General features: G+C 69.4%; 26 protein-coding genes and 3 tRNA genes. 15 read left to right on the forward strand and 14 right to left on the reverse strand.

The window, feature by feature from the left end:
* Position 1 precedes the first annotated feature (1 nt).
* Entirely contained in the window at positions 2 to 976 is a 975-nt protein-coding gene (locus ACUDCK_RS19680; RefSeq protein WP_175166626.1) for a Bug family tripartite tricarboxylate transporter substrate binding protein, read from the reverse strand.
* A 202-nt stretch (positions 977 to 1,178) separates the two neighbouring features.
* Between ACUDCK_RS19680 and ACUDCK_RS19685 the strand changes: the two genes are divergently transcribed.
* From ACUDCK_RS19685 to ACUDCK_RS19710, 6 genes are all read left to right on the forward strand, one after another.
* The gene (locus ACUDCK_RS19685; RefSeq protein WP_054503296.1) at positions 1,179 to 1,700 is read left to right on the forward strand and encodes a MarR family winged helix-turn-helix transcriptional regulator; all 522 of its coding nucleotides are present in this window, start codon (positions 1,179 to 1,181) and stop codon (positions 1,698 to 1,700) included.
* A gap of 71 nt (positions 1,701 to 1,771) precedes the next feature.
* Complete coding sequence (locus ACUDCK_RS19690; RefSeq protein ID WP_175166625.1) at positions 1,772 to 3,625, forward strand: ABC transporter ATP-binding protein; 1,854 nt, start codon at positions 1,772 to 1,774, stop codon at positions 3,623 to 3,625.
* A gap of 150 nt (positions 3,626 to 3,775) precedes the next feature.
* A complete protein-coding gene (locus tag ACUDCK_RS19695) occupies positions 3,776 to 4,804 on the forward strand; it encodes a 2-keto-3-deoxygluconate permease (RefSeq protein WP_175166624.1) in 1,029 nt (342 codons plus the stop codon).
* The gene (gene dtnK / locus ACUDCK_RS19700; RefSeq protein ID WP_175166623.1) at positions 4,801 to 6,021 is read left to right on the forward strand and encodes a D-threonate kinase; all 1,221 of its coding nucleotides are present in this window, start codon (positions 4,801 to 4,803) and stop codon (positions 6,019 to 6,021) included. Before ACUDCK_RS19695 ends, dtnK begins: the two co-directional genes overlap by 4 nt.
* On the forward strand, positions 6,018 to 7,070 hold the full coding sequence (gene pdxA, locus ACUDCK_RS19705) for a 4-hydroxythreonine-4-phosphate dehydrogenase PdxA (protein WP_054503081.1): 1,053 nt from the start codon (positions 6,018 to 6,020) through the stop codon (positions 7,068 to 7,070). Before dtnK ends, pdxA begins: the two co-directional genes overlap by 4 nt.
* A gap of 4 nt (positions 7,071 to 7,074) precedes the next feature.
* Positions 7,075 to 7,983, forward strand: coding sequence for a GntR family transcriptional regulator (locus ACUDCK_RS19710; RefSeq protein WP_049072947.1), 909 nt, complete (start codon positions 7,075 to 7,077; stop codon positions 7,981 to 7,983).
* A 71-nt stretch (positions 7,984 to 8,054) separates the two neighbouring features.
* Here the strand turns inward: ACUDCK_RS19710 and ACUDCK_RS19715 are convergent, their stop codons facing one another.
* The 6 genes from ACUDCK_RS19715 to ACUDCK_RS19740 all read right to left on the reverse strand — a co-directional run bounded on the left by ACUDCK_RS19715 (position 8,055) and on the right by ACUDCK_RS19740 (position 13,230).
* Entirely contained in the window at positions 8,055 to 8,789 is a 735-nt protein-coding gene (locus tag ACUDCK_RS19715; protein ID WP_054503082.1) for a CoA-transferase subunit beta, read from the reverse strand.
* Entirely contained in the window at positions 8,782 to 9,612 is an 831-nt protein-coding gene (locus ACUDCK_RS19720; RefSeq protein ID WP_054503083.1) for a CoA transferase subunit A, read from the reverse strand. The genes ACUDCK_RS19715 and ACUDCK_RS19720 overlap by 8 nt, the downstream gene beginning before the upstream one ends.
* A gap of 47 nt (positions 9,613 to 9,659) precedes the next feature.
* On the reverse strand, positions 9,660 to 10,382 hold the full coding sequence (locus tag ACUDCK_RS19725; RefSeq protein ID WP_175166621.1) for an enoyl-CoA hydratase/isomerase family protein: 723 nt from the start codon (positions 10,380 to 10,382) through the stop codon (positions 9,660 to 9,662).
* Complete coding sequence (locus ACUDCK_RS19730; RefSeq protein ID WP_054503085.1) at positions 10,379 to 11,542, reverse strand: CaiB/BaiF CoA transferase family protein; 1,164 nt, start codon at positions 11,540 to 11,542, stop codon at positions 10,379 to 10,381. The genes ACUDCK_RS19725 and ACUDCK_RS19730 overlap by 4 nt, the downstream gene beginning before the upstream one ends.
* 233 nt (positions 11,543 to 11,775) lie before the next feature.
* Positions 11,776 to 12,540: an IclR family transcriptional regulator gene (locus ACUDCK_RS19735; protein WP_054503086.1), complete on the reverse strand. Its 765-nt coding sequence runs from the start codon at positions 12,538 to 12,540 to the stop codon at positions 11,776 to 11,778.
* Positions 12,541 to 12,603: 63 nt separating this feature from the next.
* Positions 12,604 to 13,230: a cysteine dioxygenase family protein gene (locus tag ACUDCK_RS19740; protein ID WP_064524235.1), complete on the reverse strand. Its 627-nt coding sequence runs from the start codon at positions 13,228 to 13,230 to the stop codon at positions 12,604 to 12,606.
* A 183-nt stretch (positions 13,231 to 13,413) separates the two neighbouring features.
* Here ACUDCK_RS19740 and ACUDCK_RS19745 point away from each other — a divergent pair, with 183 nt between their 5' ends.
* Positions 13,414 to 14,199: an SIR2 family NAD-dependent protein deacylase gene (locus ACUDCK_RS19745; RefSeq protein WP_064524233.1), complete on the forward strand. Its 786-nt coding sequence runs from the start codon at positions 13,414 to 13,416 to the stop codon at positions 14,197 to 14,199.
* Positions 14,200 to 14,235: 36 nt separating this feature from the next.
* Here the strand turns inward: ACUDCK_RS19745 and ACUDCK_RS19750 are convergent, their stop codons facing one another.
* Positions 14,236 to 14,874, reverse strand: coding sequence for a hypothetical protein (locus tag ACUDCK_RS19750; protein ID WP_175166620.1), 639 nt, complete (start codon positions 14,872 to 14,874; stop codon positions 14,236 to 14,238).
* 191 nt (positions 14,875 to 15,065) lie between these two features.
* Here ACUDCK_RS19750 and ACUDCK_RS19755 point away from each other — a divergent pair, with 191 nt between their 5' ends.
* The gene (locus tag ACUDCK_RS19755; protein ID WP_064524229.1) at positions 15,066 to 15,668 is read left to right on the forward strand and encodes a helix-turn-helix domain-containing protein; all 603 of its coding nucleotides are present in this window, start codon (positions 15,066 to 15,068) and stop codon (positions 15,666 to 15,668) included.
* Positions 15,669 to 15,775: 107 nt separating this feature from the next.
* A complete protein-coding gene (locus ACUDCK_RS19760) occupies positions 15,776 to 15,943 on the forward strand; it encodes a hypothetical protein (RefSeq protein WP_445659254.1) in 168 nt (55 codons plus the stop codon).
* Positions 15,944 to 16,009: 66 nt separating this feature from the next.
* Here the strand turns inward: ACUDCK_RS19760 and ACUDCK_RS19765 are convergent, their stop codons facing one another.
* Positions 16,010 to 16,912 carry a LysR family transcriptional regulator gene (locus tag ACUDCK_RS19765; protein WP_175166619.1) on the reverse strand — a complete coding sequence of 301 codons (903 nt, stop codon included), beginning with the start codon at positions 16,910 to 16,912 and terminating at the stop codon, positions 16,010 to 16,012.
* 127 nt (positions 16,913 to 17,039) lie between these two features.
* Between ACUDCK_RS19765 and ACUDCK_RS19770 the strand changes: the two genes are divergently transcribed.
* The gene (locus ACUDCK_RS19770) at positions 17,040 to 17,636 is read left to right on the forward strand and encodes a short chain dehydrogenase (protein WP_064524225.1); all 597 of its coding nucleotides are present in this window, start codon (positions 17,040 to 17,042) and stop codon (positions 17,634 to 17,636) included.
* Positions 17,637 to 17,737: 101 nt separating this feature from the next.
* Positions 17,738 to 17,944, forward strand: a complete 207-nt coding sequence (locus tag ACUDCK_RS19775) for a hypothetical protein (RefSeq protein WP_054503093.1) — start codon at positions 17,738 to 17,740, stop codon at positions 17,942 to 17,944.
* A 199-nt stretch (positions 17,945 to 18,143) separates the two neighbouring features.
* Here ACUDCK_RS19775 and ACUDCK_RS19780 read toward each other — a convergent pair.
* A tRNA-Arg gene (locus tag ACUDCK_RS19780) sits at positions 18,144 to 18,220 on the reverse strand.
* 147 nt (positions 18,221 to 18,367) lie between these two features.
* On the opposite strand from ACUDCK_RS19780, the gene ACUDCK_RS19785 reads away from it, so the two are divergent.
* A complete protein-coding gene (locus ACUDCK_RS19785; protein WP_054503094.1) occupies positions 18,368 to 18,601 on the forward strand; it encodes a DUF3079 domain-containing protein in 234 nt (77 codons plus the stop codon).
* 72 nt (positions 18,602 to 18,673) lie between these two features.
* Positions 18,674 to 18,979, forward strand: coding sequence for a hypothetical protein (locus tag ACUDCK_RS19790; protein ID WP_175166618.1), 306 nt, complete (start codon positions 18,674 to 18,676; stop codon positions 18,977 to 18,979).
* A gap of 1 nt (position 18,980) precedes the next feature.
* Here ACUDCK_RS19790 and ACUDCK_RS19795 read toward each other — a convergent pair.
* From ACUDCK_RS19795 to ACUDCK_RS19805, 3 genes are all read right to left on the reverse strand, one after another.
* Positions 18,981 to 19,057 (reverse strand) — tRNA-Arg (locus ACUDCK_RS19795).
* Positions 19,058 to 19,264: 207 nt separating this feature from the next.
* A tRNA-Arg gene (locus tag ACUDCK_RS19800) sits at positions 19,265 to 19,341 on the reverse strand.
* 111 nt (positions 19,342 to 19,452) lie between these two features.
* On the reverse strand, positions 19,453 to 20,073 hold the full coding sequence (locus tag ACUDCK_RS19805; RefSeq protein WP_175166617.1) for a TetR/AcrR family transcriptional regulator: 621 nt from the start codon (positions 20,071 to 20,073) through the stop codon (positions 19,453 to 19,455).
* Positions 20,074 to 20,273: 200 nt separating this feature from the next.
* Here ACUDCK_RS19805 and acpA point away from each other — a divergent pair, with 200 nt between their 5' ends.
* Positions 20,274 to 22,007, forward strand: a complete 1,734-nt coding sequence (gene acpA, locus ACUDCK_RS19810) for an acid phosphatase (RefSeq protein WP_175166616.1) — start codon at positions 20,274 to 20,276, stop codon at positions 22,005 to 22,007.
* Between the two features lie 165 nt (positions 22,008 to 22,172).
* Positions 22,173 to 23,216 carry a tRNA 2-selenouridine(34) synthase MnmH gene (gene mnmH, locus ACUDCK_RS19815; RefSeq protein ID WP_064524221.1) on the forward strand — a complete coding sequence of 348 codons (1,044 nt, stop codon included), beginning with the start codon at positions 22,173 to 22,175 and terminating at the stop codon, positions 23,214 to 23,216.
* A 10-nt stretch (positions 23,217 to 23,226) separates the two neighbouring features.
* Here mnmH and ACUDCK_RS19820 read toward each other — a convergent pair whose 3' ends face one another.
* Positions 23,227 to 26,451 carry an ATP-binding protein gene (locus ACUDCK_RS19820; protein ID WP_175166615.1) on the reverse strand — a complete coding sequence of 1,075 codons (3,225 nt, stop codon included), beginning with the start codon at positions 26,449 to 26,451 and terminating at the stop codon, positions 23,227 to 23,229.
* Positions 26,452 to 26,476: the final 25 nt, after the last annotated feature.

The following is a 26,476-nucleotide window of genomic DNA, read 5'->3' on the forward strand; positions in this document are numbered from 1 at the left end:
CCTATTGCGTGGCCGTGAAGCCGGAAGCCTTCACCGCCGGTTCCCATTGGGCCCGGTAGGCGTCCAGCTCGCGCCCGGTGGCGGCGGCATCCGCCGTCACCGGCTCCAGATACGACTCGCGCACCGCCTGCTGCATGGCCGGCTCGCGCATCACCGCGGCGATGTCCTCGCCCAGCCGGGCGGCCTTGGCCGGCGCCATCGCCGACGAGGCGAAGAACGCGTTCCAGCCGTCGGCCGCCAGGTCCACGCCGGCCTCGCGGAAGGTCGGCACGTCCGCCAGCAGCGGGTCGCGCGTCTCGCCCGAGGTCGCCAGGATGCGGATCTTGCCGGCGCGGTGCTGCGGCAGCAGCGTGTCCAGCGTATCGACCGCCTGCGGCAGCACGCCGCCGATCAGTTCGGAGATCAGCGGCGCCGAGCCGCGATACCCCACCACCTCGGGTTCCTGGCCGATCTGGCGGCCCAGCATCAGCGCGAAGAAGTGCGGCAGGCTGCCGGTGGCCGGCACGCCCACGGAGAACTGGCGCGGGTTGTCGCGCAGCCATCGGCGCAGCCCCGCCACGTCGCGGATGGGCGAATTGGCCGCCACCGCCAAGGCGAACTTGTAGCGGCTGACCAGCGACACCGGCTGGAAATCGCGGCGGGCGTCGTAGCCGGGTTCGGCGTAGACCAGCGGCGCCACCACCATGACGGCGGGATTGGCCAGCATCAGCACGTTCTGCCGCGCGGCCAGCGCATGCAGGCCCTGGGCCGCGATGCGGCCGCCTGCGCCGGTCTTATTTTCGACCACCACGGTCACGCCCAGCCGGTCCTTCAGGCGGTCGGCCACCAGCCGCGCGATGCGGTCGGAACTGCCGCCCGGCGGATAGCCCACCACGATGGTCAGGGCGCCGTCCAGCGGCGCCTGCTGGGCACAGGCGGGCGCGGCCGAAGCCGCCGCGAGCGCCGCGAACGCGGCGCAGGATATCCAATTACGCACGGTAGTCTCCCTGGTGACAACGGCCCGCTGTCGGTTATGTTTGCGCATGCCGGGCCTGGGCCTGGATAGGCGAGACGACTGTAGCGCCGTGAAGATTGCTTGATCTAATCCAGTACTTGTCATAACGATATGAACTGCCAATACTCGCCATAACGATATGCGCCACGCCATGGACGCGGCGCGCCGTTGGCAGGAGACGACAATGCCCCCGCAAGATCCCGTCGAACACCCCCTGGCCGGAATGCTGATGTACCAGCTATACCAGGCCTGGGCGCAGTCCAACCCCGTCTTCGTGCGGCTGTGCGAAGGCCGCTTCGGCATCACCCGGCGCGAATGGCGCCTGCTGGCCTGCGCGGTCGAGGGCGGCATCATGACCTCGGCCGAACTGGCCGCGGCCGCCAGGCTCGACCTGGCGCGCACCTCGCGCACCCTTGGTTCCCTGTGCGAGAAAGGCTGGCTGCGGCGCCTGCCCGACAGCGCCGACCGGCGCGTGGTGCGCGTCGAGGCCACCGCCGAAGGCCTGGACCGCTACCGCGCCCTGCTGCCGGAGGTCGTGCGCCTGAACGACCTGCTGGTGCAGGACCTGGATGCCGCCGAGGTCGCCCTGCTGCGCGACCTGCTGACCCGCATCGCCGGGCGCGGCCAGCGCATGGCGCAGGACAACCTCATCACCGACAAGGCCAGCCGGCGCGAGGGCGGAACGCGGCGCGCGCAATACGGATGACGGCGCGCAGCCCCTTTATTTTTAAGGGGTTACCCTGATACGCTTGGGCGGCCTCCTTCTACGGACCTGCCATGCCCGGCGCAAAATCGAATCCCGTCTTCCGCTACTTCGAAAACCTGATCGACCCGTTCCGCGACGCCCCCGACATCACCCCGCCGGGACGCGTGCTGCGCTTCTACGCCTATTACCTGTGGCAGGTCTGGCCGATCTTCGCCATCCTGCTGCTGGTCGGCCTGGGCGGCGCGTTGGTGGAGGTGGCGCTGTTCAGTTTCCTGGCCGACCTGGTCGACATGGCGCAGCACACCCCGCCGGCGGACTTCTTCCGCGAGCACGCCTACACGCTGGTGTGGATGGCGTTCGTGGTGATGGTGCTGCGGCCGCTGTCGATCGCGCTGCACGACCTGCTGTCGCACCAGACCATCTCGCCCAGCCTGACCACGCTGGTGCGCTGGCAGAACCACCGCTACGTGCTGAACCAGGGGCTGGCGTTCTTCCACAACGACTTCGCCGGCCGCGTCGCCAACCGCGTGCTGCAGACCGGCAATTCGCTGCGCGATTCGGCGGTGCAGTCGGTGGATGCGCTGTGGCACGTCATCCTGTACGCGGCCAGCGCGCTGTACCTGTTCGCCGAGGCCGACTGGCGCCTGGTGATTCCCCTGGTGCTGTGGATCGCCATCTATTGCGGCATGCTGGCGTACTTCGTGCCGCGCATGCAGTCGCGCGCCGTCATCGCCTCGGAGGCGCGCTCCCGGCTGATGGGCCGCATCGTCGACGGCTACACCAACATCTCCACGCTCAAGCTGTTCGCCCACGCCCGCCGCGAGGAAGACTACGCGCGCCAGGCCATGACCGAGCAGACGGAAAAGCAGCGCCTGTCGACCCGCGTCATCACCGCCATGGACGTGTCCATCAACACGCTCAACGGCATCCTGATCGCCAGCACCGCCGGCCTGGCGCTGTGGCTGTGGAGCATCGGCAGCATCAGCCTGGGCGCGATCACGCTGGCGCTGGGGCTGGTGATCCGCATCAACAACATGTCCGCCTGGATCATGTGGGAAGTGAACGGCATCTCGGAAAACGTCGGCATCGTGCAGGACGGCCTGGCCACGATCTCGCAACCGCGCCAGGTCGTGGATCGCCCCGACGCGGTGCCCTTGCGCATCACGCAAGGCGAGGTGCGCTTCGAGGACATGTCGTTCCACTACGGCAGCGGCCGCCAGATCGTCCCGCACCTGGACCTGACCGTGCATGCGGGCGAAAAGATCGGCCTGATCGGCCCGTCGGGCGCCGGCAAGTCGACCCTGGTCAACGTGCTGCTGCGGCTGTATGACGTGGAAGGCGGCCGCATCCTGATCGACGGCCAGGACATCGCCGGCGTCACCCAGGAAAGCCTGCGCTCGCAGATCGGCGTGGTCACCCAGGACACCTCGCTGCTGCACCGCTCGATCCGCGACAACCTGCTGTACGGCCGGCCCGACGCCAGCGAGGCGCAACTGCGCGACGCCATCGACCGCGCCCGCGCCGCCGAATTCATCGATGCCCTGGTCGACGGCGACGGCCGCCGCGGCCTGGACGCCCACGTCGGCGAGCGCGGCGTCAAGCTGTCGGGCGGCCAGCGCCAGCGCATCGCCATCGCCCGCGTGCTGCTCAAGGACGCGCCCATCCTGATCCTGGACGAAGCCACCTCGGCGCTCGATTCCGAGGTCGAGGCCGCGATCCAGGAAAGCCTGGAGGCGCTGATGCGGGGCAAGACCGTCATCGCCATCGCGCACCGCCTGTCCACCATCGCCCGCATGGACCGGCTGGTGGTGCTGGACGGCGGCCGCATCGTCGAATCCGGCACCCACGCCAGCCTGATCGCCCAGGGCGGGCTGTACGCCCGGCTCTGGAGCCACCAGACGGGCGGCTTTGTCGGGCTGGATTGAGCGGGTCCGCAGTCGTCGCGCTCGCGCCACACGGGAAGAGCCTGTACGTACATACTGTACGTACAGGTGTACACTGGCGGCTTTCAACCCCCTGACAGACGCACGCATGAACGTCTGCGCCACGAGAAAATCCCCCTGGAGACTCCGATTGTGACGACCGTAACCCCCCGTTCGCCCTTCTTTGGCACGATGCAGAAAATCCCCGGCGGCCTGATGCTGATCCCGCTGATCCTGGGGTCGCTGATTGGCACCTTCGCGCCCGACGCGCTGGCCATCGGCGGCTTCACCACCGCCCTGTTCAAGAACAGCGCGCTGCCGCTGATCGCGCTGCTGATCTTCGCCACCGGCACCCAGGTCAACACCCGCACCGGCGGCCCGATCCTGGCCACCGCCGGCACCATCCTGCTGATGAAGACGCTGGTCCCCGCCACCCTCATCATCATCCTGGGCAGCTACGTCGGCCTGGACGGCGTGCTGGGCGTGTCGATCCTGGCCATGCTGGCCGCCTTCGACAACAGCAACGGCGGCCTCTGGCTGGCCTACACCGGCCAGTACGGCGACGCCCGCGACCGCGGCGCCTACGTCGCCAGCGCGGTCAACGACGGCCCCTTCTTCAGCCTGCTGTTCCTGGGCGCCTCGGGCCTGGCCGACATCCCCATGATCGCCCTGGTGGCGGCGCTGGTGCCGTTCCTGCTGGGCGTGGTGGTCGGCAACCTCGATCCCAAGTGGCGCGACGTGCTCAAGCCCGTGCCCAACATCGTCATCCCCTTCTTCGCCTTTGCGCTGGGCACCGGCATCAACCTGGGCGCGGTCGTCAGCGGCGGCGTCAGCGGCCTGATCCTGGGCCTGATCATCAGCCCGATCACCGGCGGCCTGGTCTACCTGGGCTATCGCCTGATCCTGCGCCGCGGCGGCAAGAGCGGCCTGGGCTTCGCGGCGGGTACCACCGCCGGCAACGCCATCGCCACGCCCGCCGTGGTCGCGGCCGCCGATCCCAACTTCCAGCAGTACGTCTCGACCGCCACCGCGCAGGTCGCCGCGTGTGTGTTGATCAGTTCGATCCTGGCCCCGGTGCTGGCTTCGTACTTCCTCAAGCGCGCCGGTGAACTCAAGTCCGAGGACGCCGCCGACGACGCGGCGGCGGGCGGCTACCGCGAGGCGCGCGGGGAGGCCCTTTGAACCCCGCCATCGCCATCGTCGCCGACGACCTGACCGGCTCCGGCGACACCGCCGTGCAGTTCGTTCGGGCCGGCTGGACCACCCGCCTGTCGATCGACGGCGCGCACGAGGCGCTGGCCGCGCCGGCCGCCGACGACGTCGACGTGCTGGCGGTCACCACCCACAGCCGCGCCCTGCCCGCCGCGCAGGCGGGCGCGGTGATCCGGCGCAACGTCGAGCGGCTGCGCGCCGCCGGCGTCGCGCGCCTGTACAAGAAAGTGGACTCGACGCTGCGCGGCGCCTTCAAGGCCGAGATCGACGCGGCGCGCGAGGCCTGGGGCGCGGATGCCATCGCGGTGGTGTGCCCGGCCTTCCCGGCCACCGGCCGCACCGTGGAAGACGGCATGCTCATGGTGAACGGCCAGCCCGTCACCGCCACCTCGGCCGCCACCGATCCGGTCACGCCCGTGACCGAAAGCCATATCCCGACCCTGCTGGGCTGCGCCCACGTCGCGGCCAAGGCGGGTGAATCGCCCGAATCGCTGGCCGCGCGCATCGCGCAGGCCGGCGCCACCGTGGTGGTGGATGCCCGCGACGACGCCGACCTGGAACGGCTGGCCCGCGCCATCGGCATCCTGGGGCCGCGCGCCCTGCCGGTGGGCGCCGGCGGCCTGGCGGTGCCGCTGGCCCGCGTCTGGGCCGGCGCCGACCAGACCGCCCCGGTGGTCGTGGTGGTGACCTCGCAACACAGCGCCGCCCGCGCGCAGGCCGCCGCGCTGCAAGCCGCCGGCGCGCGCACCTGGGCGCCTTCGCTGGCGGACCTGGCCGATGACGCGGCCTGGCGCAAGTGGTGCGAGCCGCTGCTGCGCGCCCACGCGCAGGCCGGCGCCGACGCCGCCGGCACGCTGCTGTTGCTGGCCCCGGCCGGCCAGCGCGAAGGACTCGATTCCGACACCGTGGCGCAGCGCCTGGGCGCGCTGGCCGCGCAGGCCATCGGCGCCTCGCGCGCCGCCGGCGTGGTCGCCACCGGCGGCGACGGCGCGCGCCAGGTGCTGCTGGCGCTGGGCGCCGGCGGCATCGCCCTGGTGGATGAAGTGATCGGCGGCGTGCCCCTGGGCACGCTGACCGGCGGCACGGCCGACGGCCTGCCCGTGGTGACCAAGGCCGGCGGCTTTGGCGCCGAAGACGTACTGGTTCGCGCCGTGCGCGCGATCCGCGACAGGAGATTCAAGCGATGACACAAACCCCCGCCCCCAAGCTGCCGCTCTTGGCCGTCACCCTCGGCGACGTGGCCGGCATCGGGCCGGAAATCACGGCCAAGATGCTGATGGGCCATGACGAACTGCGCCAGAAGGCGCGCCTGGTCGTGGTTGGCGACGTCGACGTGATGGCCAACGCCGTGCGCGGCCTGGGCGGCGATCCCGCCATCGTGCGCCGCGTCGAGCGTCCGGCCGACGCCACCAACGCCCCCGGCATCATCGAAGTGTTGCAGGCCGGCCCCTCGCTGGGCCACGTCAAGCTGGGCGAGATCAGCGCCGACGCCGGCGACGGCTCGGTGCGCTTCGTCACCACCGCCTGCGCCCTGGCGCGCGCCGGCGAGGTCGACGGCATCGTCACCGCGCCGTTGAACAAGGCCGCCATGCACGCCGCCGGCCACAAGTGGCCCGGCCACACCGAACTGCTGGCGCACGAATTCGGCGTCAAGACCTTCTCGCTGGTGCTGTCCGCCGGCGATCTCTACATCTTCCACGCCACCACCCACGTGTCGCTGCGCCAGGCCATCGAGGACCTGACGCCGGCGCGCATGCGCGCGGTGCTGCGCCTGGCCGGCTCGTTCGCCAAGGCCCTGGGCCGCGGCGACCGTCCGGTGGCGGTGTCGGGCCTGAACCCGCACGCCGGCGAGAACGGCATCTTCGGCACCGAAGACGCCGACATCCTGGCGCCCGCCGTGGCCGAGGCCAACGCCGCCGGCATCCTGGCGGCCGGCCCGATCCCGGCCGACGCGCTGTTCCCGCAAGCCGTGCGCGGCAAGTGGCAGTTCGTGATCGCCTGTTACCACGACCAGGGCCACGCCCCCTTCAAGGCCGTCTATGGCGATGACGGCGTTAACATCACCGTCGGCCTGCCGGTGGTGCGCGTGTCGGTCGATCACGGCACCGCGTTCGACATCGCGGGCCAGGGCATCGCCCGCGAAGACAGTCTGATCCTGGCCGCCGAGCGCGCCGCGCATCTGGCCCCGGGCTGGACGCATGTATGGGAAACTGCGCGGGCTCAAACAGGAGGTTGATTCCATGGCGCCCGCCAACGCTGAAGACTTGCCCGCGCTGGACCGTTCCGGCGACGTGCCGCTGCACGCCCAGGTGGCGGCATTGCTACGCGGCTACATCCGCACCCGCAAGCTCGGCGCCGGCGCCCTGCTGCCCAGCGAGGCGGCGCTGTGCGAGCACTTCGGCGTGGCCCGCAGCGTGGTGCGGCAGGCCCTCTCGGCCCTGGCCGCCGAAGGCCTGATCCAGCGCGAGGCCGGACGCCCGGCGGTGGTGGCCGCGCCGCGCGAACACCGCCGCCTGGTGCAACGCTCCACCGGCCTGTACGAGCAATTCGCGCAATCCGGCGTGACGCTCAAGACCCGCGTGCTCGATCTCGCGCCCAGCGAGCCGCCCAAGGCCGTGGCCGAGTTCTTCGGCACCCAGGACCTGCTGTTGCTGGAGCGGCTGCGCCACGTCGCCGACGCGCCGCTGGCCTACGTGCGCACCTGGCTGCCCGCCGCCGCCGTGCCCGGGCTGCGCGCCGAGGAACTCACCGACGCTTCGCTGCACGGCGTGCTGACGCGGCGCTTCGGCCTGCATCCCGGCGCGGGACGCAACCAGATCCGCGCGGTGGCGGCGGATGCCGCCCTGGCCGGCCTGCTGCAAGTGCCGGCGGGCACGCCGCTGCTGATGCTGGAAGGCCAGGGCATGGACCAGCACGGCCGGCCGCTGGAGTGGTTCAGCACCTGGCATCGCGCCGAACAACTGGTGTTCGACGTCGACGTCAGCGTCGGCCACGAAAGCGTGCAGCCGCGCCTGCGCGGCGCGTCGGGCACCGCCGCGGCCGCCGTCGAACCGGCTGTCGCCGGCCACGATCCTTTGGCGCGCGCCCAGGCGCTGGTGGCCGAACTTTCCGCCGAACTGGCGCGCCTGCGCGCCGGCAACCACGACTGAGCCCACGCGGCGAGCATCCGGCCGGCGCCGGCCCTGAACGCCCTTTCCCACGGGCGGGAGCCGCACGGGCCCTAGCGCAGCGTCACCGCCGCGTCACGCTCGAACTCCCCATCGGGATCCAGCTCGCGCAAGGCGCGCCGCTCGGCCTCGGTCGGCGGCGGCGTCGGCCCGGCGCCCTCGGCATCGAAATCGAAACCGGTGCGCTCGCGCACTTCCGCCAGGCTGGACTCGGGATGCCAGGATTGCAGCGCCAGCCGGCCGTCGCGCTTGACGAACACGGCGATCGGCGTCGCCACGCCGGCAAAGCCGCCGCCCGCTGTCACGAAATCCAGCTCCCGCACGAACACCCGGCGCGAATGCTCGGTGCGCCAGGTGCAGGTGCGCCGCGCCGTGGGCATCATCACCGCCCCGCCGCCGCCGCCCGGCAGCCGCACCTTGGGCGCATGCCAGTCACCGATGCAGGAATTGTTGGCGCGGCCGGCGCCGTCGATCTGCGCCGCGCCCAGGAACGCCAGGTCCATGCGGCCGCGCGTGCACAGGTCGTAGAAGTCCTCGTTGGCGAAGATCGAGGCGCTGTGCTCGGCCAGCACCGGATCGGAGCTGGACAGCGGGATGTGCGACGGACGCGGATCGACCCCGCCCGCCACGTTGATATAGACGTAGTCCCAGTCGTAGGCGCGCTTGGCCAGCAGGCAGGCCAGCATGGGCGGGGTCGAATTGACGCCGCTGAAGGTGATCTCGTCGGGCCGGATGAAGCGCGCCAGATTGGTGACGATGTACGAGAACCCCGACCATTGCTCAGCCATTCGCCGCTCCCGCTTCCGGCGCGGCGGCCAGGTGGGCCGCCAGGTCGCCGTTCCTGTCCATATAGGCCTCGACCGCCGGATAGTCGATGGCATAGTCCGGCCAGCACGAACCCGGCCAGGCCGAGCGTGGCAGCACCGTATAGGCCTGCACCATGAAATACGGCACCAGCGTGGCCTCGGGCTGCGCCTCGAACACGGCGCTGTCCACCCGTTTCTCGGCCACCACCAGCACGCTGCCGGCGGCGCGCGACATGATGCGGTCCCAGTGCGCCGTGCCATGCACCCGCACATTGCCGCGCGCGTCCACTTCCGAGGCCTGGATCACCGCGAAGTCGGGCCGCACCGCCGGGATCACCCAGGTGCGCTCGCCGCTGCCGTAGGGATCCTCCAGGCACTTCCAGCCGTTCAGGGTCGGCAGGGCGCTGCCGTGCAGGCCGCCGCAGGGCTGGAACGGCACGCCGTAGGCGGCGGCTCGCAGGCCCGCCGTCAGGCTGTTGCAGGCATGTTCCTCCAGCTCGACCTCGCCGCGCTCGATGGCCTTGCGATACCACGGCGCCAGGCCGAAATTGCCTTCCATCGCCACGATGCCGGCGCGCACGCGCCGCAGCGCGCCCGCGCGGCACAGAATGTCCACGTCGTAGCCCGGCGACTGCTTGACCAGCTCCAGATCGCGCCGCCCCTGGCGGATCAGTTCGCGCACGAAGGCGAACGGCCCCCGGTGCAGAAAGCTGCCTCCCAGCGCGATCGACGCGCCGTCCGGCACCAGCGCCGCCAGCTCGGCCAGCGAACACTGCTTGTGCGTTTGATTGAATCCCGAACCCATGCTGCCTCCTTCGCTTTCTTATCGTCGCGCCGGCCGGGCCGGCGGCGTCAGCGCGCCTGCAGGTACGCCGCCACCCGCGCCTTCAGGCCCGGCTCGGCGGCCGAGCGCACCAGCCGCGCCAGGTCGGTATCGGGCTGCTCCGCGGACAGGGCCGCATACAACTGCGCCCGGGCCGCGCCGGTCAATGCGCCGGCGGCCTCTCCGGCCTGGCGCTCGATCTCGGGCCACGATTCCTGCGCCGTCACGTGGCTGACGAAGCCGTCGCGGTAGGCCTCGGCCGCGCCGAACGTGCTGGCCTGTTCCAGGATGGCGCGGGCGCGCTCGGCGCCGACCAGCGCGGCGAAGCGGCGCGTGCCCAGCACCAGCCCGAACTTCAGGCCAGGCATGCGAAAGCTCGCGTCCGGCGCGCTGACGCGCCACTTGCAGGCGCCGAACAGATCGACGCCGGCGCCGAAGTTGCGGCCATGCGCCAGCCCCACCGTCAGGCAGGGCGAGGCCGCCACGCGTTGCAGCAGGGTCTCGATGCGCACGAAGCGCAGCAGCAGGTCGCCCTCGCTCTGCGCCTCCAGCTCGCCGAAATCGAAGCCGGCGCTGAAGTTGCGGCCCGCGCCCCGCAGCACGATGACCTGTGCGCCCTGCGCCGGCGCCGCGTCCACCGCCGCGATCAGCGCCTCGACCAGCTCGGCCGACAGCGCGTTCATCTTGTCCGGGCGCGCCAGCGTCAGCACCTGCGCGGCGCCGCGCCGCTCGACCTGCAGCGCCGCGCTCATGCGCGCCGCCCCTTGTCGCGCAGCGGTCCCAGCACCTCGTCGTTGTGCTGGCCCAGCGCGGGCGGCGGGCGCCGCAGCGCGGTGGTCTGGCCGTCGAAGCGCACCGGCAGGCCAAAGGTTCGCGTCGCCACGCCATTCGGCAGTTCAAGGGCCTGCACCCAGCCCATGTGCTCGACCTGCGGGTCCGCCAGCACTTCGGAATAGGTGTTGATGGGCGCGCACGGCACGCCGGCCGCGCGGAACCGCGCCAGCCAGGTGGGCGCGTCGTCGGCCGCGAAGATCGCTTCCAGGATCTCGCGCAGCGCGTCCTGGTTGCGGGCACGCGCGCTGGTGTCGGTAAAGCGCGGATCGGCCAGCAGGTCCTCGCGGCCCACCGTCACGCACACGCCCTTCCACAGCGCGTTGTTGCCGGCCGCCATGCCGAAATAGCCGCCCTTGCAGCGAAACGCCTGATACGGCGCGTTGCGCGGGTGGGCCGAGCCCAGCTTGACCGGATCGCGCCCGCTGCCGAAGAACTCCGAAGTCTGCAGCGCCGCGATGCCAAGCGTGGCGCCGAGCATCGGCACGTCGATATGCGTGCCCTGGCCGCTGGCCTGGGCGGCGCGCAGCGCCGAGGCGATGGCGAAGGCGCCGTAGAGACCGGCAGAGAAATCCGCCACCGGCACGCCGCACTTGACCGGCCCGCCGCCGGCCTCGCCGGTGACGCTCATCAGGCCGCTCATGGCCTGGATGGTGAGATCGAAGCCGCCTTCCTGGGCGCGCGGGCCGGTTTGGCCATAGGCCGAGATCGAGCAGTACACCAGGCGCGGATTGACCTCGCGCAACGCCGCGTAGCCCAGGCCCAGCCGGTCCATCACGCCGGGCCGATTGTTCTCGATCAGCACGTCGACGCTGGCAGCCAGTTCGCGCGCCAGGGCCAGGTCTGCCGGATCCTTCAGGTTCAGCGTGACCGAGCGCTTGTTGCGATTGAGCGAGGCGAAGTTCTCGCTGTAGCCCTGGCTCAGCGGCGGCCAACTGCGCAGCGTATCGCCGCCCTCCGGATTTTCCAGCTTGATCACGTCCGCGCCCATGTCCGCCAGCAGCATGCCGCAGAACGGCCCCGCGGCGACGTTGCAGATCTCGAGCACGGTGATGCCGGCCAATGCCGAACCGGATGTCATGGTCGACCTCTCGTTATGCCAATTCAGTATTTGGAATGAAGAAAAGAATCCAAGGCCGCGCGCGATACCGTGGCATCGTGTCGCCTGCCTGCGTTCTTTCCGGATGCGAAAACGCGGCGCCAGGCCGCGGGCCAGCATAGCACCGCGAAGAATCCGCGGTAAACCATTAATTGAAAATTGAATCCTACTATTTAGGATTCATGAGGACGCACGGCATGCGCGGGAGGCCCCCGTCATTGCCCAAGAAACCCGCGCCGATACCCCATGCCCTGGGACAGCGCCTGGGCGCACGCCGCCACGTCCGGGGCCAACTGCTTCATGCGGGCCGCGCTCAGGCGGTCGAGGGGACCGGAGATGCCGATCGCCGCCACCGGCTGGTCCAGGCTGTTGAACAGCGCCACGGCCAGGCCGCCCACGCCCTCGCGCCATTCGCCGCGATTGACCGCATAACCGGTGCGCGCCACCTTGCGCAGTTCTTCCTTGAGCAACGGCATCGAAACCAGCGTGGCCGGCGTATGGCGCGCCAGCCGGTCGGCGTAGCGCTCGACGTAGCCTTCGGCCTGATAGGCCAGCAGCGCCTTGCCGGTGGCCACCGCGTAGGCCGGCGCGCGGCCGCCCACCATGGAATAGGCGCGGATCGGTTGCGGGCTGTCGATCTTGTCGACGTAGACCACGTCGAAGCCGTCCAGCACCGACAGGTGCACGGTCTCGCCGGTCTGGTCGGCCAGCGTGCGCATGAACGGCGCGGCCAGCCGACGCAGGTCGAGCTGCCCGAGCTGGCGCGCCGCCAGCTCGAACAGGCGCACCGCGCCGCGATAGCCGCCGCCGTCCTCGTCGCGCACGACGTAGCCGGCGTGGATCAATGTTTGCAGGGTACGGTGGGTATTGCTGCGCGTCAGCCCGACCCGGGCGGCCAGCGCATCGATGGTGCGGGGCGGATTATCCACGTCCGTGACCGCCTCCAGCACCATCAACCCCTTGAGCAGTGTCTTGTCCATTTTTTTGGTTTTCCCAATATTTAGGACGCGACCATAGCACGGGCCATGCCCGGCGAACAGGCCTCAGCGGCCCGCGGCGGGCAAGGCCGCGCGCACCGCCGCCGAACGGTCCCACAGATTGGGCACGCTGGGCGCCGAATAGCCCGACACGAACGGCTTGGCCTGGCCCGTGGCCGGGTCGTAGACATGGCGCGACACCGCGCCGATATTGCCGCCGTACAGGTGCACGCTGATCGAGACCTTGTCATCGAAGGCGTTCGAAACGCGGTGGATGTCGCCCTCCTGTGGCGACAGGCGTTCGACGTCGCCCGGATGCAGGGTCTCCGGCGCGCCACGCGGCGCCAGCCGGCCGTCGGCGCCGCGCGTATAGCGCTGGTTCACCTCCGCGCCGCGCAGCATGCCGACGTAGCCCCAGACCTCATGATCGTGCACCGGCGTCTGCTGGCCCGGCCCCCACACGAAGCTGACGATCGAGAAGCGTTCGAGCGGATCGCAGTGCAGCAGGTACTGCTGGTAGTACTGGGGATGCGGCGCGGTACAGGCCTCGGGCAGCCAGTCGTCATGCGCAATCAGCGCGGCGAACGCGGCCTGCAGTTCGGACGACTGCGCCAGTCCGTCGGGCGTGGCCAGGCGGGTCGCGGTGGCAATGAAATGGCGCAGCCGGTCCAGGCCGGCGGTGGCTTCGGGCATAGCATCTCTCCGGATCGGGCGCGGCCCGCTCGGGCCATGCCATTGAACATCCCAATTTGACTATCCAGTATCCATCATCTGGGACGCGCGCCGCAATGCCCCGCCCGCGCGCCATCCCGCGCTTGACAGCCCGGGGGCCACGCGTGCAGCGTATCGAACCCGCCCCTTCACCGCATTCCCCGCATGGCAACCGAGATTCCCACCATTGCGCCCGCGCTCGCCGACCGGCTGGCGCGCGCCCGGCGCGTGACCGTCTTCACCGGCGCCGGCGTGTCCGCCGAAAGCGGCATCGCCACCTTCCGCGACCCGCTCACCGGCTTGTGGGCGCGCTTCGACGCCCGCGCCCTGGCCACGCCGGAGGCCTTCGCGGCCCAGCCGGACCTGGTCTGGGGCTGGTATGAATGGCGCCGCGCGCAGGTCGCGCGCGCCGAGCCGAACGCGGCGCACCGCGCCATCGCGGCGCTGGCGCGACGCATCCCCGCGCTGACCCTGGTCACCCAGAACGTCGACAACCTGCATGAGCGCGCCGGCAGCGACGCCGTGATCCATCTGCACGGCAGCCTGCACGCGCCGCGCTGCAGCGCGTGCGGACACGCCGCCCGCATCGCCCCGCGCGCCCTGGACGACGGCCTCGACACGTCCGCCGAAGAGCGCGCGATCACGCCGCCCGCCTGCGTCGAATGCGGCGCGCCGATACGGCCGGGCGTGGTCTGGTTCGGCGAAAGCCTGCCGGCCGGCGCCTGGCGCGCGGCGCAGCAGGCGTGCGACGATTGCGACCTGTTCTTCAGCATCGGCACATCGGCGCTGGTGTATCCGGCGGCGGAGCTGCCGTTGCGCGCCGCGCGGGCCGGCGCGACCGTGGTGCAGGTCAACCCGGCGCCCACGCCGCTCGACGCGCACGCCGACTTCAACCTGCGCGGCGCGGCCGCCGACGTCATGCCGCGATTGCTGGCCGCGGCCGGCTTCTGAACCCGGCCGGCAACACCGCTATGCGCTGCCGCCGCGTCACCACTTGCAGCCGCCGTCACGCACCGTGTCGGCCAGCAGGAACGGCAATGCCAGCAATCCAAGACCCGCATGCGCGTCGCGGCAAGGCGGCCGCACGCTTTGCGCGATACCCTTGGCCAGCGCCGAGGGTTCGGCGCGCGTCCTGGGCGCCAGGTCCACCCTCGCCTCGCCACGCGCGCGCGGCAGGCCTTGCGCCGCGGCGTCCTCACCGCGCCAGCGAAAGTCGCGTGGTGTATTGGCCGTAGGCGTCCTGGCGGGCGTGGCCTGACGCGACGCGGATGGCTTCGCCAGCCTGGAAGAGGACGGCGTGGACGACCGCGGCAATGCGGACGAAGACGGCTCGACGGCCTCGGAGGATAGGGGCGAAGACGGCGCGACCGATGGCGCCACGGTGAACGTCGCCGATGACGCGGAGGGCTGCGGCCCGGCCCGCGGCGGCAACAGCGTCACGTAGAAATCGTTCTGGCGGATCGCCGCCGGCGCCGGCGGCGTCTCGCGCTCGCTGGCGGCCCGCCACAACAGGCCGGCCACCAGCACATGAAAGGCGCACGAAAGGCCCGCGGCCCACCCTGCCAGCGCGCGGCCGCGCGGCGCGGCCGGCGCGGTCCGCAAGGCGCCCGCTCCAACAGAAAACATCACGGCAATCCTGGCGTCCAATCCGTTATTTTGCGGGCTCGCCGGCGCTGCACAGCCGGCTCCCGGGTGAAGATTTGTGAAGATGTTTTGAGCGAATCAGGACTACCATGGACAAACGTCCGCGATGCAGGGGAAACCCCAAATTCCATCGCGCGCGCAGAGGGATACAGTGGTAGCGAACCATTGCAGCCATGGAGATCATCATTCCGTTTTCCTGGAGACTTCCCGACGTGTTCGTGCGCTCGCCCGACGGTGTCCTCCACCGCGTGGTGAGACATGCCACGACCACGGAAACCATTGCCAAACTCGAGAGCATTCCCAGCAACCACCACCTGGATTGCGAATGCATGCTCGACAATGGCGAAGCCCTGGCCTGGATCGGCGGTAATCTGTACCGTCAGGTCAATGGTGGGATCATCTTCACCGCCGAACCCGGCGCCGCGCCCCCCCTGGCCGAGGCACGCAAGAACGCCAAGGCGCGCAACACCGTGCGCGACGCCTGCCGTCCCGCTGTCGCGCAAGAATCACACGCGGCGCAAAAAAACGTCGTACCATCCGCTGTAGCTAGACTAAAAACCGGCAACGATTGGAGCCTGATACGCGCCTGGCGCGAGCACCTGAACATCAGCACCGCTGACATGGCTGCCCGCCTCGGAGTGGATCACTCCATCTACATCGACTTGGAAAGGCCGCGTCCGCGACCGCGCCAGATCATTCTGGACCGCATCTCGGCCGCGCTGGGTGTCACGCCCGACCAGCTCGATGATTCATCGTTAGGAGGACATTTCCACTGATGCAGGCCGCATTCGCCTGACCAATGGAATTGTTCGAGCAACTTTGGCGCCGCGTAAGAATGACCGCGCATGGGGAGGTACCTGAAATGCTCGGAACCGCAAGACGCTTGACTGACGTACTGGCCACGGCCCCCGACGGCACGTTGTATCGCATCGAACGCTTCGTGTCGGACCCCGACGCCTACTCCGCGCTCGGCACTTCCCGCTTCGATCCCAAGGCGCATTGCGTCTGTCGCACCAGTTCGGGCGAGAAAGTCACGTGGCTCGGCGGCTAGGTCTACCAGCTCCTCAAGACCGGCCTGTGCCTGACGGCGGTGGACCGACGACGCGGCTGAAGCCGCTCAGCGCCGCCCGCCCTTCTCCGTGAACCGCGCCACGACGAACTCCACGAACGTCGTGAGCTTGGGCAACGCCTGCCTGTCCTTCGGATACAGCAGCGTGACCGGCCGCGCGGCCGGCCAGTACGGTTGCAGGATCGGCATCAGCTTGCCCGCGCGCACGTCCTCGGCCAGCAACAGCTCGGGCTGCAGCACGATGCCGAAGCCGGCCAGCGCCGCCTGCCTGAGCGCCTGGCCGTTATTCGAGACGAAGCGGCTGGTCGGCGGATAGTCGGCCTGCGCGCCGTCGCCATCGGCCAGCCGCCAGCCCGTGCGGCGGCTCCAGTACGAGAAGTCCAGACACTGGTGCCGGGTCAGGTCGGCGGGCGTATGGGGCGTGCCATGGCGCGCCAGGTAGGCCGGCGCGGCGCAGATGATCATCTGGTAGCGGCCGATGGGGCGCGCCACCAGGCTGGAATCGCGCGGCTCGCCGATGCGCACCGCGAGGTCGTAGCGTGACGCCACCAGGTCCTCGACCGCGTCGCTCAGGGCCAGTTCGACGCTGACGTCCGGATAACGATCCAGGTAATCGGCGATCACCGGCGCCAGCGCGAACGAACCGAACGAAACCGTCGACGTGATGCGCAGGTTGCCCCGCGGCGCCACCCGCAACGCCTCGGCGCCCTGCTCCGCGTCGCGGATGTCGGCCAGGATCTCCTTGCAGCGCGCGTAGTACGCCTGGCCCGCCTCGGTCAGGCTCTGGCGCCGCGTGGTCCGGTTCATCAGCCGCAGTCCCAGCCGCGCCTCCAGGCCCTTGATGTGCTTGGCCGCCATGGCGGCGGACATCTCATGGCGCGCGGCCGCCGCCGTCAGGCTGCCCAGCTCGACCACCGCCACGAAGACTTCCATGCTGAGCAGACGATCCATGAATTACGCACCCTGGGTATGAAGTGTTCCAACCATTCCCGGATTTTTCCACAGGAATGGACATCGCAGAATGCCTTCATGCGCTGGCGTCCATGCCGTGCGCCCCACATCAAACTCGGGAGTTTCCATGAAAATCGCACTTATCGGCGCCAGCGGCACCATCGGCCGCGCCGTCGCCCACGAACTGGGCCAGCGCCACGAGGTCATCGCCATCGGCAAGACCCAGGGCCAATACCAGGTCGACATCACCCGCAGCGACAGCATCCGCGGCCTGTTCGACCGCATCGGCAAGGTCGACGCCATCGTCTCCACCGCCGGCGCGCTGCACTTCGGCCCGCTGGCCGAAATGACCGCCGAACAATTCAAGATCGGCCTGCATGACAAGCTGCTGGGTCAGGTCGATCTGGCGCTGATCGGCCAGCACTACCTGAACCAGGGCGGCTCGATCACGCTGACCAGCGGCATCGTCAGCGACGAGCCGATCCGCTTCGGCGCCAACGCGTCGGCCGTCAACTCGGCGATCGATGGCTTCGTGCGCGGCGCGGCGGTGGAACTGCAAGGCGCGCGCATCAACTCGGTCAGCCCGACCGTGCTGCAGGAATCGTGGGACGGCTACGGCCCCTACTTCCTGGGCTTCGAAGCCGCGTCCGCCCAACGCGTGGCGCTGGCCTACAGCCGCAGCGTCGAGGGCGTGCAGACTGGCCGCGTGTACCGCGTCTGGTAAGGCGCGCGGCGGCGTCGGCGCAGGCGAGTCTGATCTCGCGGCGGCTCATGGTGTCTGCGCAGATCAGCGAATGTACACTCAGCGCATTCTCGGAGAACCGCATGCGCTACACCCTGTTGCTCGCGTGCGTGGCGGCCGCCACGCTCGGCACCGCCTGCTCGTCGCGGCAGGCCTACGACACCGGCCAGGCCTGGCAACGCAATGAATGCGGCAGGATCACCGACATGCAGGAGCGCCAGCGCTGCATGGGCGCGGCGTCCACGTCGTACGACAGCTATCAGCGCCAGCGGCAGGACATCCAGAAGTGAGCCAGAAAGCCGGTAAGCCGGTAAGCCAGTAAGCCACTAAGCCACTAAGCCGGTAAGCCGCCCCCCAGGCGCGCATCACCGCGGACCGCGTGTCCCGCGCGCAAAAACGAAAAAGCCCGGCGCAAGGCCAGGCTTTTTTTTAGCTTCGCGCCGACGACTCGGCGCCTATCAGCGCCTATTTCATCGACACGTAATGCGATGGCGCGCCCGGCAGGATTCGAACCTACGACCCCCTGGTTCGTAGCCAGGTACTCTATCCAGCTGAGCTACGGGCGCGCTAAAGAGGCGTGTTTATAACATGGATTCGCGACGGTCCGCAAATCGGAGGGGCGCCGGCTGCCTCCCACCCGGATTGCGCCAGATCAATCGCCGCGGTCGCCCACGGCGTTACGCTGGATCCAGCGAGCATGGAGACACACCGGCATGGCCAAGAAATTTCCCCTGCACCCCAAACACCCCGAGCGCGTCTGCTGGGGCTGCGACCGCTACTGTTCCACCAACGAACTGGCCTGTGGCAACGGCTCGGATCGCACCATGCACCCGGCCGAACTGTTGGGCGACGACTGGTACACCGTGGGCAATTGGGGGCTGGAGGATGACGACGTCGCCGCCGCCACGCCGGCCCCTGCCGCGACGGGCGCCATTGCCGCGCCCTGATCCCGTCGGAAACCGTGCCGGCATGCGCCCGTGCCCGCGACGTTCCACGGCATGCCCCCAAGATGCCCGACCATGGCAATGGCCGGCAAAGGCGCCGAGCAGGAACATTCGGCAAGAACGGCCGGCAAGCATGCAGTGCACAACCATGCCGCAGACAAACATGCTGCACACAAACATGCTGCATACAAACAAAAAGGCCTTCGATCCGAGATCAAAGGCCTTCTCATTGTCGCGGCGCATATGACTGCGCCACCTTGCCACATGCATTGCCACGCCATGCATGGCCACATTTTTCATTGCCACATTCTCATGTGGCGGCGCGGCTTTTTTGCGTTTCTTTCCCTTTTCCGTACTCACCTTGAATATGCATCCAAGTGAGTGGCGCGCCCGGCAGGATTCGAACCTACGACCCCCTGGTTCGTAGCCAGGTACTCTATCCAGCTGAGCTACGGGCGCTCCGGTAAAGAGGCAAAATTATATCAGAATAATTTCACCACCGCACTGCATTTGCTCTTCATTTTTACCCAAGCGCTCGACTTGGGCGGTCCATCGCGTTTTAGCCGGGTTTTAGCCGGGTTTTAGCCTATAAGGCGACTTTCAAGCTGACTTTTTTCAAGCTGACTTTTAAATCAAACTCTAGCCAACCATACAGCAAACATTCAATGGCGCGCCCGGCAGGATTCGAACCTACGACCCCCTGGTTCGTAGCCAGGTACTCTATCCAGCTGAGCTACGGGCGCGTTAAAAAGCAAGCCTTGAATCATAGCGTTGTTTCGCAGACCGCGCAAGTCGGGCGCCGTGCCTACCCAAAACACGGCCGGCCACGGCTGCCGTCCTGAATCGTCGCGGCGCTACACGGCCGCGCCGAGCATGCGCAGATAGGCGTCGGCGATGCCGCGCGCGAAGTCGGTGGGATCCGACAGCTTCGACAGGATCGCGTCGTCCGTGGCGCAGTGCACCCCGGCGTAGATCAGCAGCGACATCATGCGCGGATTGTCCACCCGCCATGCGCCCGCCTCGGTCCCGGCCTGCAGGATGCCTTGCAGTTGCCTGACCACATCGTTGCCGGTATGCCCTTCGCGCGCATGGTGATGCTGATGCGTGAAAACGATGTCGTGCACGCGGTAAGTGCGCAGATAGGTCGCGACGTTGGCATGCACCCATGCGCGCAGCTTCCCGACCCAGTCGTGCGCGTCGCAGGCGTCGATCGCGCTGGCCAGTTGCGCGACGAATTCGCGCACGTAGCGCTCGGCAAGCGCATGCAGCATCTCGTGCTTGGACGGGAAGTAGACATAGAACGTGCCCTTGGCCACGCCCGCCGCTTCCGTGATCTCGCTGATGGTGGTGGCGTCGACCCCTTTTTCCAGGAACAGCGCCTGCGCGGCGCCCATCAACTCGTCCAGCCGCACCTCCGGCGGCTTGGTGCGAGGCGACGCCTGGCGCGCGGATCCGCCTGCGGAATGGTCGGTCATTGCTTTCACTCGGATGTCAGCCATGGCGCCAGTCTAAGGGAATTTGGCGGGAGTCTCCCTGGCGTACAGCTTGCCGACAGCCGATGGTCACATTGATACAACGTCGCAAACCTAGGCTAGCCGCCGTGAATGCCGGCTGTCATCCGGCAACCCTCGTGTCGCCATGACAGGGCGCCACCCTCTCCGCAAGGTCTACAACCATGTCTGAAAAAGAAAAGAGCGCGAACGCGCAGGTTGCCGCGACGTCGACGGCCGCCGATCACGCTGACGCCGACACTCCCGTCCGCGCCACCCGCCGGGGCTTCCTGACCGGTATCGCCGCGCTCGGCGCCAGCGCCGCCGCCATGGGCGCGCTGGCCGGCTGTTCCAGCGGCGACAGCGACGATGACGACAACACCCCCGCTCCCGCCCCCGACCTGACGACGCAACTGCGCAAGAACGTCAAGACGCTGGTGGTGATCTTCGCGGAAAACCGCAGCTTCAACAACCTGTTCTCCAACTTCCCCGGCGTCGAAAAGCCGTTGTCGGCGTTGACCGCCGCCGACTACACGCAGAAGGACCGCGACGGCACGACGCTATCGGTGCTGCCGCCGGTGTGGGGCGGCATGGTGCCGACCTCGCAACAGGCCAACCACGTCACCTACCAGGTCGCCGAGAACGCGCCCTACATGAACAACCTGCCCAACGCGCCCTTCGACCTGCGCGGCCCGCAAGGCGAGCCGCTGCCGCAAGGCGTGGTCACGCGCGACCTGTGGCACGTGTTCTACCAGAATCAGATGCAGATCAACGGCGGCAAGAACGACCGCTTCGTGGCCTGGGCCGACTCCGGCGCGCTGGTCATGGGCCGCTACAGCGACTCCGCCTACAACCTGCGCCTGTGGAAACTGGCCCAGGAATTCGTGCTGTGCGACAACTTTTTCCAGGGCGCGTTCGGCGGTTCGTTCCTGAACCATCAATACCTCGCCGCCGCCCGTCCGCCGTTCTATCCGGACCTGGCGAACGCCTCGATCAACGTGCGCGGCCAGATCGCCCAGTTGCAGAGCGCCGATCCGACCGATCCCAACCTGCAACCCAAGCCGACCTCGCCGGCCAGCGCCCTCACCGGCGCGCCGCAGTTCGGCGCCAGCGCCCTGACGCCGGATGGCTACGGCGTGAACACCATGGGCCCGCCCTACTGGCCCGCCTTTTCCCGCGATGCCGCCAACCCGACCCAGGCCGATCCGACCTCGGTGTTCATGGTGCCGCAGACGCACGACAACATCGGCGACCTGATGACCGCCAAGGGCCTGGACTGGGCCTGGTACGCGGGCGGCTGGCAGGCGGCGATCGACTCCACCGCCAACACCGGCTTCCCCTCCTCGCCCAACTTCCAGGCGCACCACCAGCCCTTCAACTACTTCCAGAGCACCGGCCCCGGCACCGCCGCGCGCACCGCGCACTTGCGCGACGGCGGCCTCGGCGATCTGTCGTCGACCAACAAGTTCCTGGCCGATGCCGAAGCCGGCAAGCTGCCCCCGCTCACGTTCTACAAGCCGCAAGGCAACCTGAACATGCACGCGGGCTACGCCGACGTCGATTCGGGCGACCGCCACATCGCCCACATCGTCGACAGCCTGCGCAAGAGCTCGCAGTGGGCCAACATGGTGGTGGTCATCACCGTTGACGAGAACGGCGGCTGGTGGGACCACGTGGCGCCGCCCAAGGGCGACCGCTGGGGCCCCGGCACGCGCATTCCCGCGCTGGTGGTCTCGCCGTTCGCCAAGAAGGGCACCGTCGACCACACCATCTACGACACCGGCTCGATCCTGCGCCTGGCCACCCGCCTGTTCGACCTGCCGACGCTCGAGGGCCTGAAGGCGCGCGACGACGCCATGACCGCGCGCGGCCAGAAGCCGATGGGCGACCTGACCAACGCGCTGACCTTCGGCGCCTGATCGCCGCCGGCGGCGGCCGTGTTCCGCGAGGGCCGGCCGGGCGCACATGCCCGGCCGGCCCTCCGCCCTTCCCATGGTCCCGCAAGTGCTCCCCGTCGCGCGCCCGGCACGGGTCCGGCCCGGCGCCGTGCGAAAATTCGCCATTCCCTCCTGGATGGCCCCGCCTTGAAACACCTGCTGGCCGGTTTGGACCGGCTCGATGACTTCGACGACATCATCGACGTGCGCACGCCGCTCGAGTATGCCGATGACCACATCCCCGGCGCCCTGAACGCGCCGGTGTTCAGCAATGAAGAGCGGGCCCGGGTCGGCACGCTGTACCGCCAATCGCCCTTCGAGGCCACGCGGCTGGGCGCCGCCCTGGCCGCGCGCAACATCGCCAACCACCTGGACACCACCTTCGCCGATCGCCCGCAAAGCTGGCGTCCCCTGGTGTATTGCTGGCGCGGCGGCAAGCGCTCGGGTTCCATGACGGTGATGTTCAACATGATCGGCTGGCGCGCGCGCCAGCTCGATGGCGGCTACAAGACCTACCGCCGCGCCACCCTCGAGGCCCTGGACGCCCTGCCCGCCGGGCTGCGCTTCGTGGTGCTGACCGGCCCCACCGGCAGCGGCAAGACGCGGCTGCTGCACGCGCTGGCGCAGGCCGGCGCGCAGACGCTGGACCTGGAAGCGCTGGCGGCGCATCGCGGCTCGCTGCTGGGCGCCCTTGCGGGGGTGCCGCAACCGACGCAAAAGGGCTTCGACACGCGGTTGGCGGCGCGGCTGCGCGCGCTGAACGCGGACCGGCCCGTGTTCGTCGAGGCCGAAAGCCGCAAGATCGGCGCCGTGGCGCTGCCGGACTCGCTGCTGGCCGCGCTGCACCGGGGCGCCTGCGTCGCCGTCACCGCCAGCCGCGAAGACCGCGCGCAGTTCTTGCAGCAGGACTACGCGCAACTGTTCGACGATCCCGCCGGCTTCAAGTCGCAGTTGCAGCGCCTGGTCGGACTGCACAGCCGCGACACCGTCGGCGGCTGGCTGCGCCTGATCGACGAAGGCCGTCGCACCGAGCTGGCGCGCGAACTCATCGACCGCCACTACGACCCGGCCTACGCGCGCAGCAGCCAGGCGCACTTCACGCGCCTGGCGCAGGCGCTGCCGCTGGTGTTCCGCCCCAACGACGACGATGTCGTGGCGCAGGCGCGGGCGCTGCTGGACGCGCTGGACTGAACCCGCGCGCTCACAACGCCGCCAGCATCGCGCGCAACGCATCGGCCAGCGCCGTCACCTGCGCGCGCGCGGGATCGCTCAGCGGTTTCCCGGCGCGCAGCCGCGCTTCGGCCGCCTCGGCCTGCTGGTACAGCGCCATCGCCTGGACCGCGCCGAACCCGCCCCGCATCCGGTGCAGCACCGCCTTCAGGTCGCGCACGTCGGCGGCGGCCAGCGCCCGCTCCAGCCGCGCCAGGTCCTCGCTCATGGTCTGCACGAAGACCTCGCGATACTTGCCCACGAGCGGCGGCGCCCCCGCGGCGCAGGCGGCGGCGATGGACGCGGCGGCGGCGGCGGCCGCGGCTTCCGATGCGCTGGGCGGCTGCCCCGGTTCGGCGGCCCCACCGCGTTGCGCGCGCAGCTCGCTCCACAACAGGCTCAGCTTGAGCGGCTTGACCAGCCAACTGCTCATGCCCGCGGCCCTGCAGCGGGCTTCCTCGTCCTTCAACGCGTTGGCCGTCACCCCGATGATCGGCACGGCCACGCCCTGGGCCCGCAAGGCGCTGGCCAGCTCGTAGCCGTTCATGCGCGGCATGTTGACGTCGGTCAGCACGGCATCGAACGGCCCGATGTTCCATTGCGCCAGCGCCTCGGCTCCGTCCGGCGCGAGCGTCACCTCGCACCCCAGTTGCTGCAACTGGTCGCGCATCGTCACCTGGTTGATCGGGTTGTCCTCGGCCACCAGGATCCGCAGGTTCAGCGGCGCGTAGTGCGGCGCGGCGGCCTGCCTGGTGGCGACGGCGGCGTCGCCGCTGGCCCAGCGTTCCAGCGCGAAGCCGATGCTGTTCAGGTAGTGCCGGTCGGCGCGGTGCAGTGTGGCGCCGGCGTCGTCCTGGCCGCCCGCCAGCACCACCGGCCCGTCCCACTCGATGGGCGCGGCCGCCTCGCCGCCGATCTGCACGTCGAGCAGCACGCGCTCGCCTGACTCGTCCGACGGCAGGACGGCCGGCGCCACGCTCGCCTGCGCCCCCCAATGCTCCAGCCATTCGCACAGGTTCGCGCTCAGCGCCCGGCGCGCGCTGCGCACGTAGACCCGCAGCCCGTGCAACCGCGGCGACGGTCCCGGCGGCGCCTCGGCCAGGTCCAGGTCGATGGCGATGGAGAAACTGCTGCCCAGCCCCGGCTCGCTGGTCACCTGGATGGCGGTTCCCATCAAGGCCGCCAGCCGCGCGCAGATCGACAGGCCGATGCCGGCGCCGCGCACCAGGTGCGAACCGCCGTCGATCTGGTAGAAGGGCTCGAACAAGAACGCCTGATCCTCCTCGCGGATGCCGACGCCGCTGTCGACCACCTGGAAATGCAGGCGCGCGCGCCCGCCCTCCAGCGCCTCGGCCCGCAGCCGCGCCACCACGTGGCCGGAGTCCGTGAACTTGATGGCGTTGTTGACCAGGTTGTTGAGGATCTGCCGGATCCGGCCGCCGTCGCCCATCACCCAGGCCGGCGTCGCGGTGTCGATGCCGCTGTAGATTACCAGCCCCTTGCGCTCGGCCACGCCGGCATACGAGGCGATGCAGTTTTCGACCAGCTCGCGCGGATCGAAACCCTCGCGCTGCAGCGCCAACTGGCCCGATTCGATCTTGGTGATGTCGAGGATGTCGCTGATGAGCTGCTGCAGGATCACGGAGGAATCCTGGATGCGGTCGACGTGGCGGCGTTGCGCCTCGTTCAGCGGCGTCAGCGACAACACCTCCAGCGTGCCCAGCACGCCGTACAGGGGCGTGCGGATTTCATGGCTCATGGTGGCCAGGAAGGTCGATTTGGCCTCGTTGGCGCGATCGGCCTGTTGCTTGGCCTGCGCAAGTGTGTGCTCCATCTCGGCGCGCGCGCTGATATCGGCGAAGGCGCACAGCACCACATCCTGCTTCTTGTAGCGGGTCGGCGCGAACGCAACGAACAGCGTGCGCCCGTCATGGGTGCGGAAGGTCTCGAGGGTGCCGGGGCCGGACGCGCCCAGCACCTGGCGCAGCAGCTTGTTGGTCTCGGCCGAATCGCGCAACTGCTCGCCCACGCCGATGCCCAGCCACTGCGCCGCCAGCGCATTGCCGAACACGATGCGGCCCTCCAGCCGCGACAGCACGCACAGCGCCACCGGCGCCGTGTCGAGCACGGTGCGGTTGAACTCCTCGCTCTCGACCATGTCGAGATGGGCGATCTCGGCGGGATGGATGACACGCCGGTTGTACCAGAACAGGTAGCCGCAGCCGGCCGCCAGCCCCAGGCCGAGCATCAGCAGCACCGCGGCCGGCAACCACATGTTGGCGCGAAAGAAGCCGCTGTAGGCCAGTTGGTAATAGCCGTTCCACTGACCGCTCTTGTCGGCGATGCGCAGCAGCAGGCCGTCGCGGGCGAAACGAAAGCCCGGCGCCATCACCGGCGGAGCGCCCTCGCCCAGCAGCACCTCGCCGCCCTGGCGCACCAGCCAGAAGCGGTCGAACAGCGGCACCTGCCGGATACGCTCGGAAATGCTGACACGGCCGCGGCTCAGCAGCGAGACCGCGTAGACATTGCGCCGCGTGGCGGGCTCGGCGCCGCGCCCGTTCAGCGGCAGCATCACCGGCAGCATGCCGACTATCGCGTCCGGCAGATGCGGGTCGCGCACCCACAGGACGCTCGGCCCCTCGCTGCCCGAGCGATCCTCGGGATCGGTGGCGCCGCCCGCCCGCTGCACCGCATCCACCACCGCCAGGAAGGTCTGCCGGGTCAGCGGCTCGTAGCCCGACATGGTGGCGATCGCCGGCACGCTCATGCTGAGCTGCTGGCTCGGAGACATGACGAACAGCGGCGCGGCCGGATACACCGACGCGGCCCAGCGCGTGGCGTAGAAATCCGACAGGTAATCGCCGATGCCGGTGAACACGCCGCCGGCCACCGGGCACGCGTCCGGACTCTGGCACAGCAGCGAAAACGGCATCGCCGCGATCGCGTGCTGGCCGTCGTAGAAGGCCCACGACCCGCGCTCGAACCCGGCGGTCTCGCTGACCCGCGTCGGCGCCACCAGCCGCCGTCCGTCGGGGTTCAGGCCCTGTGCATACAGGCCCTGCAGCACGCTCTCGTGGGCGTGGATATAGCCCACCAGCACGGTGAAGTCGGTGCGCAGCTTTTCCTCCTCCTGCTGCAGGATGCGCTGTCCGCCCCAATAGAGCACGCCGCCCAGCACCAGCAGCAGCGTCAGGATGGCGAACAGGACGATATTCAATCGGCGCGATGCGCGTATGACTCTT

It is taken from the genome of Achromobacter sp. CF-sbj1-Ac2-l (assembly GCF_052698165.1).